Annotated in this window: 10 protein-coding genes and 1 tRNA gene; 6 read left to right on the top strand and 5 right to left on the bottom strand. The window is 52.5% G+C overall.

From position 1 onward, the window contains the following. The first annotated feature begins 111 nt into the window (after positions 1 to 111). Both AC2215_RS02240 and AC2215_RS02245 read left to right on the top strand, forming a co-directional pair. Complete coding sequence (locus tag AC2215_RS02240; RefSeq protein ID WP_486808321.1) at positions 112 to 273, top strand: hypothetical protein; 162 nt, start codon at positions 112 to 114, stop codon at positions 271 to 273. Next, a tRNA-Val gene (locus AC2215_RS02245) sits at positions 274 to 345 on the top strand. 47 nt (positions 346 to 392) lie between these two features. Here AC2215_RS02245 and AC2215_RS02250 read toward each other — a convergent pair. After that, on the bottom strand, positions 393 to 1136 hold the full coding sequence (locus tag AC2215_RS02250) for a helix-turn-helix transcriptional regulator (RefSeq protein ID WP_486808322.1): 744 nt from the start codon (positions 1134 to 1136) through the stop codon (positions 393 to 395). Between the two features lie 261 nt (positions 1137 to 1397). On the opposite strand from AC2215_RS02250, the gene AC2215_RS02255 reads away from it, so the two are divergent. After that, entirely contained in the window at positions 1398 to 2231 is an 834-nt protein-coding gene (locus tag AC2215_RS02255) for a sulfurtransferase (protein ID WP_486808323.1), read from the top strand. Between the two features lie 224 nt (positions 2232 to 2455). Further along, entirely contained in the window at positions 2456 to 3226 is a 771-nt protein-coding gene (locus AC2215_RS02260; RefSeq protein ID WP_486808324.1) for a putative hydro-lyase, read from the top strand. Positions 3227 to 3255: 29 nt separating this feature from the next. On the opposite strand, the gene AC2215_RS02265 is transcribed toward AC2215_RS02260, so the two are convergent. From AC2215_RS02265 to AC2215_RS02275, 3 genes are all read right to left on the bottom strand, one after another. Continuing rightward, positions 3256 to 3552, bottom strand: coding sequence for a DUF2103 domain-containing protein (locus AC2215_RS02265; protein ID WP_486808325.1), 297 nt, complete (start codon positions 3550 to 3552; stop codon positions 3256 to 3258). Positions 3553 to 3809: 257 nt separating this feature from the next. Further along, the gene (locus AC2215_RS02270) at positions 3810 to 4835 is read right to left on the bottom strand and encodes a diguanylate cyclase domain-containing protein (RefSeq protein ID WP_486808326.1); all 1026 of its coding nucleotides are present in this window, start codon (positions 4833 to 4835) and stop codon (positions 3810 to 3812) included. 604 nt (positions 4836 to 5439) lie between these two features. Next, on the bottom strand, positions 5440 to 5670 hold the full coding sequence (locus AC2215_RS02275) for a hypothetical protein (protein ID WP_486808327.1): 231 nt from the start codon (positions 5668 to 5670) through the stop codon (positions 5440 to 5442). A 494-nt stretch (positions 5671 to 6164) separates the two neighbouring features. Here AC2215_RS02275 and AC2215_RS02280 point away from each other — a divergent pair, with 494 nt between their 5' ends. Beyond that, positions 6165 to 9188 carry a hypothetical protein gene (locus tag AC2215_RS02280; RefSeq protein ID WP_486808328.1) on the top strand — a complete coding sequence of 1008 codons (3024 nt, stop codon included), beginning with the start codon at positions 6165 to 6167 and terminating at the stop codon, positions 9186 to 9188. 174 nt (positions 9189 to 9362) lie between these two features. Beyond that, a complete protein-coding gene (locus AC2215_RS02285) occupies positions 9363 to 10655 on the top strand; it encodes a DUF4347 domain-containing protein (protein WP_486808329.1) in 1293 nt (430 codons plus the stop codon). Between the two features lie 133 nt (positions 10656 to 10788). Here the strand turns inward: AC2215_RS02285 and AC2215_RS02290 are convergent, their stop codons facing one another. Beyond that, entirely contained in the window at positions 10789 to 13317 is a 2529-nt protein-coding gene (locus tag AC2215_RS02290; protein WP_486808330.1) for a response regulator, read from the bottom strand. Positions 13318 to 13385: the final 68 nt, after the last annotated feature.

Genomic DNA, 13385 nt, shown 5'->3' on the forward strand with positions numbered 1-13385 from the left:
CATTCTACGAGAGGACAACCAAGATCTTGGAGTGGTTAAACCCTTGCGTAAAGGACGTTTGAGACCTCCGATCGACCTCTCTCCCACTCCAGGCGATCGCACCCTTGACAAATGAGCGATTTCCTTCACCTTTCACCAATGCCCATTCCCTATTCCCTATTCCCCACCTTCACCGGAAACTATCCCGAACTGACGTTTATTACATCTGGGAACTCCGCGCTGCAAAATTTCCTCGATCGATATCGCACGCTTCATGATACGATAATTATCTGAGGGCGATTAGCACAGTGGTAGCGCACTTCCTTCACACGGAAGGGGTCACTGGTTCGAACCCAGTATCGCCCATTGAGTCTCAGTCAAAGCTTGTTGGCTTCGACTGTATTTTTTAAAAACTAGATTTCGGCACGTTTTTGCGATCGCGCCGCCGGTTTTGGTATCGAACTGGAAAGTTCTGCCACCATCTGGGCGCGGGACGACACCTCCAGTTTGCGGAACATTCGCTTGAGCGCTTGTTTGACTGAGTTTTCGGTAATCCAGATCGTTTGACCGATCTCCCGGTTCGTCAGACCCCGCGCCACGAGTTCGGCGATTTCGGTTTCCCGTGGGGTGAGGCGATTCACCTTCGGAGATGCTTCGCGAACGCATTTAAGCGTCGTGGCAACAGATTGGGAACGAAGGGTCGAGAGTCGCGTGGAAACATGCAGGCATAGGGCGCTTAAATCTGCCAAATTCTCGGTATTGAAAGCCGGATCGTCCCGATGGCGGGTCACGGCAATGCCACCAATGAGTTGACCGTTACAAATGGTCGGACCTACCATCACGTGTCCGTGGTCTGCGCGCGGGCAAATCCTCCGCCACACTCCCCGAGGCAGAATTGCTTCATCGTGAATCGCCGCATGACGTTGCACTAGGTAGCGCAGTACGGGATTGTCGTCCAGGGACAGCGCCCGCTTCATCATGGCTGGGGTATTGTCGTCAATTTCGGGAAACTCGTTCGTAAAATACAAACCCCAGCGTTTGGCCGCAAAGTACGCACCCACCTTCGCCACGATCGATTCCCGGAGTTCGTCTTCAGTCTGCGCCTGGGCGATCGCGTCAAATAATTCCTTTAGGGGAGTTTCTATGAAGTGTTGCATGGGATTGACTTCCCGACCCTCATACAAAGTGTACCCGATCGAGGTCTATGCGGGACTTGGGGGTCAATTTTAACCTGGATTTGGGGTTGTTAAAGCATTTGCACGTTGAGCTGGCGGACTCTATGACTCTAACGAACTCGCACTCTGTGCTTTTTATCGATCGAATTTGCTCGATTTTCGACCTCGACGGTTGGCTAATGCGATCGCTCGGACTTCAACCCCGTACGAACCCCATTTCAATCCTGAGTTGAGGAAAAACTAATGACGAATTACGCACATCCCGAAGTTCTCGTCGATGCAACTTGGTTGGAAGACCATCTCAACGATGCCAACGTGCGCATCGTGGAAGTCGATATGCGTCCCCAGCCCGAAGCGCCCGATCGCATTCCTGGTGCGGTATTCTGGAATATCTTTGCGGACGTACTCGGTCCCGATTTGCGGATGAATCTCGATCCGAGGGCGATTGAAAAACTCCTCTCGCGATCTGGCATTACCAATGAGATGACCGTGGTTGCCTATGGCAGCTATCCCGGTACCGGGGCCTGGATTTTTTGGTTGTTAAAATTATTTGGGCATCGCGACGTGCGAGTACTCAATGGCGGACATCAAATGTGGGTCGCCCAAAACCGTCCCGTCACCGCAGAAGTCCCCACGTTCGCACCCACCGAGTATCGCGCCGGGCCCATCGACGAAAATCTGCGCGTCTGTTGCGAAGAAGTTCTCGCATCCATCGAGCATCCCGATCGAATTTTGTTGGATGTGCGATCGCGCCCGGAATATCGCGGCGAGCAATTTCTGATGAACCCCCCGGAACCTGGGGAACGTGCGGGACATATTCCCGGTGCGGTGCATTTGGAACATCTCGTCACCCTCAATGAGGATGGAACCTTCAAGTCGAGTGACGATTTGCACTCCCTCTTTCGCAGCCAAGGGGTAACTCCCGAAAAAGAAATCTTTCCCTACTGTGCGATCGGCGCGCGTGCCGGCTATATTTGGTTTGTTTTAAAATATTTGCTGGGCTACCCTCACGTTCGCAACTATGACGGTTCGTGGAATGAGTGGAGTCGTCTGCCCGATGCAGCGATCGAAACATAGCCCGATACGACCCAATTTGGCAAGGTATAGCTGTTCGCGCTGGTGTCATTCCCCATTTCCCGTCATGGGGAATGGGGAATGGGGAATGGGGAATGGAAAAAACCTATTTATTCAATCGTGTAAATAAACTGATGACGAAGCGCCATCAACGAAAATGGCATTTCCATACACCGGAATTCTGGTTATTCAACCGGATTCGATCTCACCCCAAGCCAAATAGAACGATGCCAGAACCATTGACTCCCGCAGAACTTCGCCACCACTGCCGCCAAGGGAAATGGGATGCCCCGACGCCGGGTTTAGCACCGGGGTACGTGCAAGCGAATTTAGTCATTTTGCCTCAATCCGATGCTTTTGACTTTCTGCGCTTTTGCCAGTTCAATCCCAAACCCTGTCCCGTTCTCGATGTCACCGATCCTGGCGATCCCGAACCCCGACGAGTTGCCTCTGGTGCAGATTTGCGAACGGATTTGCCCCGCTACCGCATCTTTCGTCATGGGGAACCGATCGAGGAGGTATCGGAGATTACCTCGTTCTGGCGGGAGAACATGGTGGCATTTTTGCTCGGTTGTTCTTTTACCTTTGAAGCGGCTATGGTGCGATCGGGGTTGCCGGTGCGCCATATCGAGGAAGGCAAAAACGTTCCCATGTACGTGAGCGATCGCCCCTGTACTTCGGCTGGGGCGTTTTCCGGACCGTTGGTGGTGTCAATGCGGCCGATGTGCCCCCAGGATGCCATTCAAGCGGTGCGAGTAACGGGAGAGTATCCCCACGCCCACGGTGCGCCCGTCCATTTGGGCGATCCGGCCGCGATCGGGATTTCTCGACTCGATCGCCCGGATTTTGGCGATCCGGTAACGGTGCATCCGGGGGAAATGCCAGTATTTTGGGCTTGTGGGGTCACGCCTCAAATGGCGATCGCCCGTGCGCAACCGGAATTGGCGATAACTCACGCCCCCGGACATATGTTCGTGACGGATTTGCCAGAGCGATAATATTGTCAGTCATATAACCCAACTCGATCTTACTTGCGATCGAGGAGACGACCGACTTCGGATTCCAAGTCCGATTGATTCAAAACCGTCAGAATAAAGACCTCTTGCACGGTTTTGCCCTGACGGGCGATGAGCTTGAACCCGCCGCGAATGGGTACGGAGACCCGCAATTTTAATTTCGGCGTATGACCTTTTACCCGTCCGATAACCCCAGGGGTAATAGTTTGAATTCCTTCGAGTTTGGTGAGCCTCTCCAAAATCGGAATCAAACCGGGAATGTGTGTTGAGTGATTGAGCACCAACCGACCTGAGGCGGGTTTATTCATAACAAACGGTGGGGACGACTTCTTTGATTAGAACACAACCGTTCTGTAATACCTACCCAAATTTGTCCGCATCTGGAAAAATATAGACCTTTTCGGTGCTGACTTTCTGTTGTGGAGTTTAGACTCAATGACTGAAGCAAAAGTGACGTGATGTAGACGAATTCTTGAAGAATCTAGACCAATGAAGAGAGATGAGCAGAGGTGTCCAGTAATAAGATTACAGCTTCAAACCCTCACGATGTTGGGGAGGCGGTTGCCTATCCCATATCCGGTGGAACCTCGCCGACGGCGACGATTTCTCCGGTATCTCCACGAGCTTTGACCGCATCGAGAACCCGTTCGATCGCATCGAGAAATGCTTCAGGGGTACTGTCGGGTTCGGGGATTGTTGTGCCTACGCCCAAGCTGAGAGTAAAGCGCGCACCCCCCACTTGGGAAACGGCAAGTTGGATCGCTTCGGCGACGTCAATCGCACCTCGATTGGTCGTGTTGGGCAAAATCACGGCGAACTCATCGCCTCCGTAGCGAGCGACCAGATCGGCAGGGCGGTTGAGCGCTTCGCCAATCGCACGGGCGATCTTTCTGAGGCATTCATCCCCAGCTTGAGGACCGTAAGTCTGGTTGTAGTCTCGGAATCGATCGACATCGCTGACGATGAGGGAGAGGGGCAACTGTTCCCGCGCCATTCGCAACCATTCTTGACGCAAGTCGTTGTCGAATTTGCCTCGATTTGCCACTTGAGTCAAACCGTCGATATCGGTGAAGCGCTGTAACTCCCGGTTGGCGTTTTGCAGGGCTTGGTTGGCGTTTTGCAGGGCTTGGTTGGCTTTTTGCAGGGCGGCTTCAACTTGACGGCGATCGTAAATTTCTTGCTTGAGCTGTTGGTTTTGACGCTCGAGTTGCTGTTGTAGCCTGCGGATGGTGAGCTGGTTTTCCACCCGCACGAGAACTTCTTCAAATTTGACGGGTTTGGTAATATAGTCGGCCCCCCCAACTTGGAAAGCGCGAACGATATCGATCGCCTCGTTCAGCGCGCTCAGAAAAATGACGGGAATCGAACGGACATTCTCAAGTTCTTTGAGCTGTCCGCAGACTTCATAGCCGTCCAAATCTGGCATCCTCACATCGAGCAATATCAGATCCGGCGGATTTGATCGAGCTGCATTTAACGCGATTTGACCGTCAATCGCTCGGCGCACTTCATATCCCTGTTCGGTTAACAAGGTCGATAAAAAGCGTAGATTTTCGGGTCGATCGTCTACGACGAGAATACTTCCTTTCATTGCCCAAAATGGTTGGTAATGGATTGGGATGCACTACCCATCTAAGCTGCAACGTCTTAAATCGATCGGTTGTTCGCAGACGCGATATCGGTCTGGAATGGAGGTTGTCAAGACCCAGAGTGCCTGACTGGATGTTGACCCGATCGCGATCGGAATCTGTGACTTCTAGAGTGAAACCCGAGTCAAAACTCAGGATTTGTTGTCAAAACACGTTTTGTTTAATCGATCGATGCCGATCGAATGGATCGCACAAGCGTGTTTTTTGGCAGGGAGCCAGATGCTCCCACTTCCACTCTTCTCTTTAAAATAGACAGCGTTATGCCTGCGACCGCAACACTCATTAGTGTGACATTCTTTGCTCCCACCGGCAAAAATCGATGGCCACAGCGATGTCAGTCGCACCTACCAAGCGCGGACATCGCGAGGGGGAGCCGTTTTGAGCTGGGGGAGAAAGACCACGGGTTAACGATCGAAGTGTCTTCATTGAAGTGGCGACGGCTATACATCGCTCGTGAATGGATGTCGGTTGAGGGAGCATCGAGAGCAACGCTAGCTCTCGGGAGCTTCGAGGGCTAAACTGTCCCCCATGTCGGTCCTCTCCCAATCACCCAATTTCTGCGTCCTCCCCATCTTCTTCCGATGGCGGAAAATTTAGAATGGGAAGGCGATCGCCACGCAAGATTTCCTCGCTAACTTGACCGATGTCTCGCATCCACTCCGAGAGCATCCGGCTGCCCCACAGTCCCACAAGAACGGGTGCCGTCGCCAATCCCAACAGTAGGTTCGAGGTCTCGGGCGCTTCGCGATTCGATCGGTTTTTCTGAGTTGAGTGCATATGTCCCTACAATAAAATGTGATAGTGTGAAGTACTCTAGCTCAGCTCGCTGGAGCTTGGGGTGACGATTAGACGTCTGGTGAAAATTCAAATTGCCATCAATATTTCATCGATCGCCCCTGTTCCACCTTCCCTATTTTCTCCCAGATGTCTATTGCTTGCCAGCGAAGACTCAGAGCGATCTTTTTCAGATTCGGGGTTTTTCGTTTCGCGAGACCGACCCGCCTGAAGATCGCGACGAGCGCCTTCTGTAGACCCGCAACCACGAAAATGACTGAGTTCGAGTCAACAACTGACGACCATCGTACCCGAGAGCCATCGAAGAATTCATCCAACCCTGGAGAATTTCGACTTGGCTTTTATCTCAACCCGAATCCCAGCGTCCGGCTCGGGACTTCCCCCGTGGAATGTTACACTATGCCCAAAATGACCGAGGTGCATTCTTCGGAAAATCTCACTGTTACGTTACTTTCGTAGATTAGAGATTAGAGTCAGTGGTTTTGAACGTCGATCGAGAAGTCCTAGTTGATACCCAGCTTGCCTTGACCCAATGGGCGTATCAAGCCTTAGATATTCAGGGCATACAACTCAAAGTCCAAGTGAGGGACAAGCAACTACACATCTGGTGTGAGGGTCAAGAGTGCCCAGATGCGACGGTGGTCATGGCTCGATTCTCCCAGGCCATTCATCAAGATTTACCCCTCCCCGACGAGCAACTCGATATCGAGCAGGTTTTTCTGTACGGTCGGCAAATAGATAGCTCGTCAGACATCGATCGCGCCTCTGGGACTCCAACGACTTCCCCCAATTTAGACTGGACGGTGCGATTTGAGGTCAACCCCGCAGAAGTGCTCAAAGAACGGTTGAGTCAGCTCGATCGAGATGCTCGGTCGCCGCAAACCCCCACTCCTCCTCAGATTGCCGAACCCGACAACCCCCACGAAATTGCCGCTCGACTCAACAGCGCCTTCGGTCATTTGGGAGTCAGCGTCAAAGTCTCGATCAAAAATTTAGAAGACTCCCAAAGCCTCAACCCAGTGTATCGCCGCCTGTGGGTGCTGTGCGAATCCACCTACGCCCCCGATCCGACATTGCTCGGCGGTCCCATCGCCCAACATTTGCGGGATTTGAACCTCCAAGGTTTTCGAGATGCGGCGATTTTAGGTCAGGTCAGCGGGGAACCGAAGCCGGAATGGATGTTGCGGGTGGATCTGACCCCCCCCGATCGAATTATCAATACGTGGGCCCATTGGGGTGACGTGGGCGCCATTTCCGAACGGTTGAATCAAGGGTTAGCCCCCCAGCACTTGCAAGTTTCGGCGATTCTCAAGGAAACGACCCTGCACGTTTTTTGCTGTCCTCGGATGGGATTTGCCCCCACCGATGGCGATCCCACCGTCGAGCGACGCTTCCCGATTCCCGATCGAGAACGGGTGATGGATGCGATCGCCCCGACGTTAAAACTGCTCGCGCCGCGAGGGATTCAAGCGGCAACCATCTACGGCTTAGATCGCCCCTACGAAGCCTCTTTCCCCGAACCGAGCGCTCCGGGGTGGGTGGCTTGGCTGGATTTACCAGCCGCGAGCAAGAGCAGTCTGGCCGTGCCGACGCTGACCTTAGCGCGGGAAGGCTCTCTCAAGGCGATCGCCTTTTCTCTCGAGCGATTGCTCAATCCCGATCTGGCTCAAAAACTGCTCACCGGTGGTATTCGGATTAAAATTCGCCGCAAATCCGATCTGTTGCACGTGATGAGTGAAGGGTTGATTTGCCCCCAGCAGAGCAATATTACCGATCCAATTGTCAAGTTTTTGCGCCAATTGCAATTGAAAGGCATTGCCGGGGTGCGAATTTACGGTCGTCGTTCCGGTCAGAAGCAGCCGCGATGGAGTTACGGGGTCGATTTCGTCCGCCGCACCGTCCAAAGTCGCGATGCGATGCCAGAGTTTGCCGCCTCGGAAGCCGATGTGGGGGATTTGCTGCCCCAACCGGACTTGAGTGCGATGGGACTCGATCGTCCCGCTCCCGCAAGCCCGCGCCGAAGTCTGACGGACTCCTTGAAAACGGCATTGTGTCGGACGCAGTTCTTTGCCCCTCAATCCCTCGACGCCGCGGCACATCTGAGAAGATCCGCCGCTGGGGAACCCAAACTGGCAACGGCGGCAATTTGGGGAACTTTGGGGATTTTGTTGACCTTTGTCGGAGATCTCTGGCTCGGTCAGATGCTCGAATCCCGCGCCCGTCTGGCGGAAGCTCGCCGTCAAGCGGGGAAGGTGGTACAGCTTGACCATGGCGAGTCTCCTCCACCGGCAGAAGAGGTGGAACCGGAATGGGAGGAAGATGGGAGCGGTGACGTATTTAACCCCTCGGGATTTACCGCTGCGCCAGCGGGAGACGAGCCGGGTAACCAGCCGGTGAACCGGGCGGCAACGGAGGAGACTGTGGAGGGAGAAGAGTTTTTCCCCTCTTTTAATAGCAACCAATTCGACGAGCAGTTAGCCCTCTATCAAAACTACGTCAGCGAGTTCGGCATCCCCGACGTGCTGGTGGTGGGCAGTTCGAGATCGCTGCGGGGTCTCGATCCGGCAACGATCCAACAGACTCTAGCCACCCAAGGTTATCCGGATATTCAAATTTTTAATTTCGGTATCAACGGGGCCACCGCTCAGGTGATTAACTTCCTGCTCGCGAAAGTGTTACCGACGGAAGAACTGCCGGAACTGATTGTCTGGGCTGATGGGGCGCGGGCATTTAATAGCGGACGGGAAGATCGCACCTACAACGCGATCGTTCTGTCGGCTGGGTACGAAGCGTTGACGAAAGGGATGCGTCCGATTCAATCTCAAAAACCGGTAGAACCGGTGGCAACGGAACCGGCGCGATCGTTTTTTGAGGTGTTGTCTGGTGCCTATCAAGATCTCGATGACGATCTCAACGACCTGGTCGCGGCGCGCTCGTCAACCTACGAGCGGCGAGAGGAATTATCGAGTCTGCTCCTCGATGCCATCGAGACCGATGCGATCGCCACGGAATCCGCTGGAGATGCGATCGAGACGGAAATCCCCGACGACAGCGATGCGGGTATCCTTTACGCCAATGGTTTCCTGTCCCTGAGCGAGCGCTTCGATCCGGTGACCTACTATGAAAATCACCCGGAGGTTCCCGGCGATTACGATTCCGACTATAAGTCCTTTCAGTTGCGAGGCAAGCAAGCGACGGCGTTTTCGTCACTTGTGGAATTCGTTCGTTCCCGAGGCAGCGAACTGGTGTTTGTGAATTTGCCTCTGACGGAAAACTATCTCGATCCGGTGCGCATGAGATACGAGCGAGACTTTCAACAGTACATGCTGGCAAACTCCAAAGAATGGGGATTTGTATTTCGCAATTTGTTCGATCTGCTCATCGACGAACCCCAATACTTCTCCGATCCGAGCCACTTAAACCGCTATGGCGCTCGATCGGTCTCTCAACGGCTGGCGCAAGATCCGATGATGCCCTGGCTGGTGGGGCAAGAGGATTAGGCGATCGAGACTGAGGATTTTGCCTTGGTGTGACGGCATCGAGGCTACGCATGATGAATTGTAACGATTCACATCAATTGTCTCAAATTCATGCATACAGACTCGGTTGCCTTCCTAATACTGTACTAAGTTGTTCGATGGCTCGATGAATAGCGATCGAGCCAATCTGAATACTTGGAATCCGAACACTTGGGAGATGTGATGATGTTTGAACCGGCAATTCTCTCTTCAAAAACCCTGACACCAGAAGAAATTCGACCGCCACAAACTCAGACCCAAGAAAATGCGATCGTCTTGATCGATGCCAATGTCGAAGACTATGCGATCCTCGCGGCTGGAGTTCGTGCAGGGATAGAAGTGGCGATTTTGCACCCAGCAGAAAATGGTATCGCTCAAATTAGCAGCATTCTGGCAGAACGCAACGCTATTTCTACTATCCACATCATTTCCCACGGTTCTCCCGGTTGCCTGTATCTGGGCAACACCGTTCTAAATCTCGAAAACCTCCAGAAGTATGCACCCCACTTGCGGCAATGGCGGCAGGCGTTGGGAGAAAATGCCGAAATTTGGCTTTACGGTTGTAACGTTGCCAGAGAATATTCAAAATTCACCGAATCTCCATCTTTGGTGACTCAATTGCAACAACTGACCGGTGCGAACATTGCTGCCTCTGCCACGCTGACAGGAAACCCCCAACAAGGTGGAAGCTGGAATCTGGAAGTTTGCTCCGAACGGATGGTGGCATCTGCAGCACTGACGATGGCGGTGCAACAGTCTTACACGGGAGTTCTGGCAGCGGGGGATTTAGATCCAACTTTTGGAACGGATGGGAAAGTGGTACGACAAGATGGTTCTACTCTTCCCAATATCGTCATTGAGCCTAATGGTAAGATCCTCATTGCTACCGATATGGGTACGGGTGGCAGTCCAAGTGATTTTGTTCTGACCCGACTCAACAGCGACGGTAGCCTCGATACTAGCTTTGGAACGGGGGGTCGAGTCACAACAGATATTGGTACTCTCGACTACTTTCCATCCCTTGCCTTGCAATCTGATGGCAAGATTGTGATGACTGGCGGAACTGATGGTGATGTGGCACTGGTGCGCTACAACAGTGACGGAACCTTGGACACCAGTTTTGATGAAGATGGCAAAATTGTTGCCGATTTAGGTTTTAGTGAAGGTCGCGATATTACCGTTGCATCCGATGGCAAAATTTTGGTGGCGGTCGGTGCTGTCGATCCAGGCGTGCAACCGTTTGGAAATTTATCTCCGATGGAGGGTGAGGAGTTATTACGAGATTTCACCCTCGCTCGCTACAACAGCGATGGCAGCTTAGATATTGACTTTGGATCGGACGGAAAAGTCACTACGGATTTTGACACATTCAGTCGTATTGGTGGATATTATTGGTTTGCGAGGGGGACTAACGTTTGCGCAACTCACCATTTCTCAGGTGGGAAGTAACACGCAAATTAGCGTGGGTGATGAGGTGTTAGTCTCGCTATCGAATGTGAATGTTGGGACGATCGATACTGAGGATTTTGCCTTGGTTTGACCCAGAATTTTGGGTAACGAAAACAGCACGAACTGCAACATCTCAAACCATAGCCGCATTCTGGTACTGATAGAGCGCCCGCACGATCGCTTCCACCTTCACCGGCTTACTAATATAGTCATCCATCCCCACGGCCAGACAACGTTCGCGATCGCCTTCCATCGCGTTCGCCGTCATGGCAATAATATACGGACGGGAGGTGCCCGATCGTTCCCGACAAATCTGGCGGGTGGTTTCGAGTCCGTCGAGTTCGGGCATTTGGATATCCATAAAAATCACGTCGTAGGACTGGCGGCGGAGTGCCTCTAACACTTCGATTCCATCTTGAGCCAACTCGATCTCGTACCCCAGTCGCTGAAACATTCGGCGAGCCACTTTTTGATTCACCGGCGTATCTTCCGCTAACAGAATATCCAGAGGCAGTTTCCGACCTAACTCGGGATCGAAGCGATTGGATGCAATCCGAGTGGCGGGGGCTGCGGAAACCTGCGGTGCCGGTGCGGCTTCGGGTAAATCTAAGGTCAGGCTAAAGGTACTGCCGACTCCGCACTGACTCTTCACCTGGAGTTGGCTGCCCATCATTTCCAACAGTTTCTGACCGATGGCCAACCCCAATCCCGTACCTTGCGATCGCCGCTGGTTCTCTCCCACTTGCTCGAAGGGCAGGAAAATCTTATCGAGTTCCTCCGGCGAAATTCCCACCCCCGAATCTTCAACTTGGAAGTGAATTTTCCAAGTGGGGAGACCCTCGGGTAAATCGGCCGTCGTTGAATGGCACGAGGTCGTCATCCCTTTGGGAGTCTCCAAAACGCTGACCGCGAAAGTGACCCCGCCGCGATCGGTAAACTTAATCGCATTCCCCAGTAAGTTAAGCAGAACTTGCCGCAACCGCTTCTCGTCCACTCTGACCGTTGAGGGGAGCGTCGCCGAAATGCGATCGTGAAACTCAATTCCTTTCTCCCCAGTTCGCACCTTGCACAGCTCCACAATTCCTTTCAAAAAACTGGGAAACGCACAATCTTGGGGGTTCAACTCCATTTTCCCCGCTTCAATTTTCGACAGGTCGAGAATATCGTCAATTAAATCGAGCAGATGCTGACCTGACTGGTAAATAATATCGATTTCCTCTCGTTCTCGCGTCGTTGCGGCTTTTGAGTCTTGGAGGATTTGGGCGATACCCAAAATCCCATTGAGGGGAGTGCGTAAATCGTGACTCATCTTTGCCAAGAAATCGCTTTTAGCTCGGTTGGCTGCCTCGGCCGCATCTTTAGCTTGGGCTAGGGCAACGGTTCGCTCTTCCACCTGCTGCTCCAGGTTGCGGTTGTAATTTTCCAATTTTTGCCGGGATTGCTTGAGCGAGTCGGTCATTTGATTGAAGGTTATCGCCAGAGTCCCGATTTCGTCGCCAGATTCCACCTTGGCTTTCGTATCGAAATCTCCCTCGACAATCCGAGCCGTTGCCGTCGTCAACCGTCGGATGGGAGCCGCAATCTTCCGACGCAGCAATACCGCCATTCCCGCCACCACCACCACCACGATCCATCCCCCGAGTAGCGTTTGCCACTGAGCGGTGGTCAAACTTCGGTTTCCCCCCGCTAATTCCGTCGCTAAAGTCCTCTGCTGGCTGGCCACAATTTCTTCGAGCAAGCTCAGCATGTCCGCAGCCAGGGGTTCTGCTTCGGTACCGAACAAGTACAAATCTTCCCGATATCTATCCCCCTCAACAATATCGAACATTTCCTGGGGTAGATCGGCAAACGCATCCCGCTGGCGGGCGATTTCATCCAAGCGATCTTGTTGGGTTATCGCGAGCCGTTCTCTTTGGATGAGTAATTGTTCCCAGATTTCTCGATTGGTATTGAAGTAGCTTGCATACTCGAATCGAAATGAGGGATCTTGCGTGACTAAATACCCTCGTAACGAAGAAATGAGTAGGGCAAAAGAACTCTTAAAATTTCCCAAATCTTCGAGCAGCCGGCTATTATCCACAGATGGCGCTCGAGTTGCTTGTTCTTCGATAATGCTATCAATTTCTGAGAGAATAATGGCGATCGAAATTTCCCCTTCCTCTTCGAGCAGTTGTAGTGCCGGTTGATTGGCTCGCCCGCTATCGTGGAGTACGAAGAGTTGCTCGGGGAGCGCTTTCCAAGCTTCGTATTTCTCTTGTAGTTCTTGCAGCCGTCCTACGTCTTCTGGAGAAGAGCGATTTTTCCACTGAGGATTTTGTAATCGCTCCGTTGCTAAAATTATATGCGCTTCAAAATTCTGTCGGGCCTGTTGATAGCGATGGCGAAAATCCGAATCTCCCGTGGCGAGGTATCCTCGAACGTGGGATGACATATGTAGTAAATCCGCTTGTGCCTGAGCTAAAGTCAATGCCGTTGGCACGTGTAATTCTCGGGTCCGATCGATTTTCCTTGCGACCAGAGCACCACCGAGATAATTTCGCCCCACGACGAGAAACGTCAGCACCACTAACACTCCGAAACCTACATCTAGCTTGCGACTGATACTGAGAGAGTAGAACTTCGTTTTGAGTGCTTGCCAAATGGGTGAGAGATGTCTTTTCACCGGTGTTTGACCTCAAGAGAGGAAATTTATAGAATTAGTCTAACCCAAGTCAATCAATGGTCTAATTG

The organism is Zarconia sp. (genome assembly GCF_057467645.1).

Coding starts and splice junctions, on each gene's coding strand:
- AC2215_RS02240 (WP_486808321.1), top strand. CDS start 112: ATGAGCGATTTCCTTCACCTTTCACCAATGCCCATTCCCTATTCCCTA.
- AC2215_RS02250 (WP_486808322.1), bottom strand. CDS start 1,136: ATGCAACACTTCATAGAAACTCCCCTAAAGGAATTATTTGACGCGATC.
- AC2215_RS02255 (WP_486808323.1), top strand. CDS start 1,398: ATGACGAATTACGCACATCCCGAAGTTCTCGTCGATGCAACTTGGTTG.
- AC2215_RS02260 (WP_486808324.1), top strand. CDS start 2,456: ATGCCAGAACCATTGACTCCCGCAGAACTTCGCCACCACTGCCGCCAA.
- AC2215_RS02265 (WP_486808325.1), bottom strand. CDS start 3,552: ATGAATAAACCCGCCTCAGGTCGGTTGGTGCTCAATCACTCAACACAC.
- AC2215_RS02270 (WP_486808326.1), bottom strand. CDS start 4,835: ATGAAAGGAAGTATTCTCGTCGTAGACGATCGACCCGAAAATCTACGC.
- AC2215_RS02275 (WP_486808327.1), bottom strand. CDS start 5,670: ATGCACTCAACTCAGAAAAACCGATCGAATCGCGAAGCGCCCGAGACC.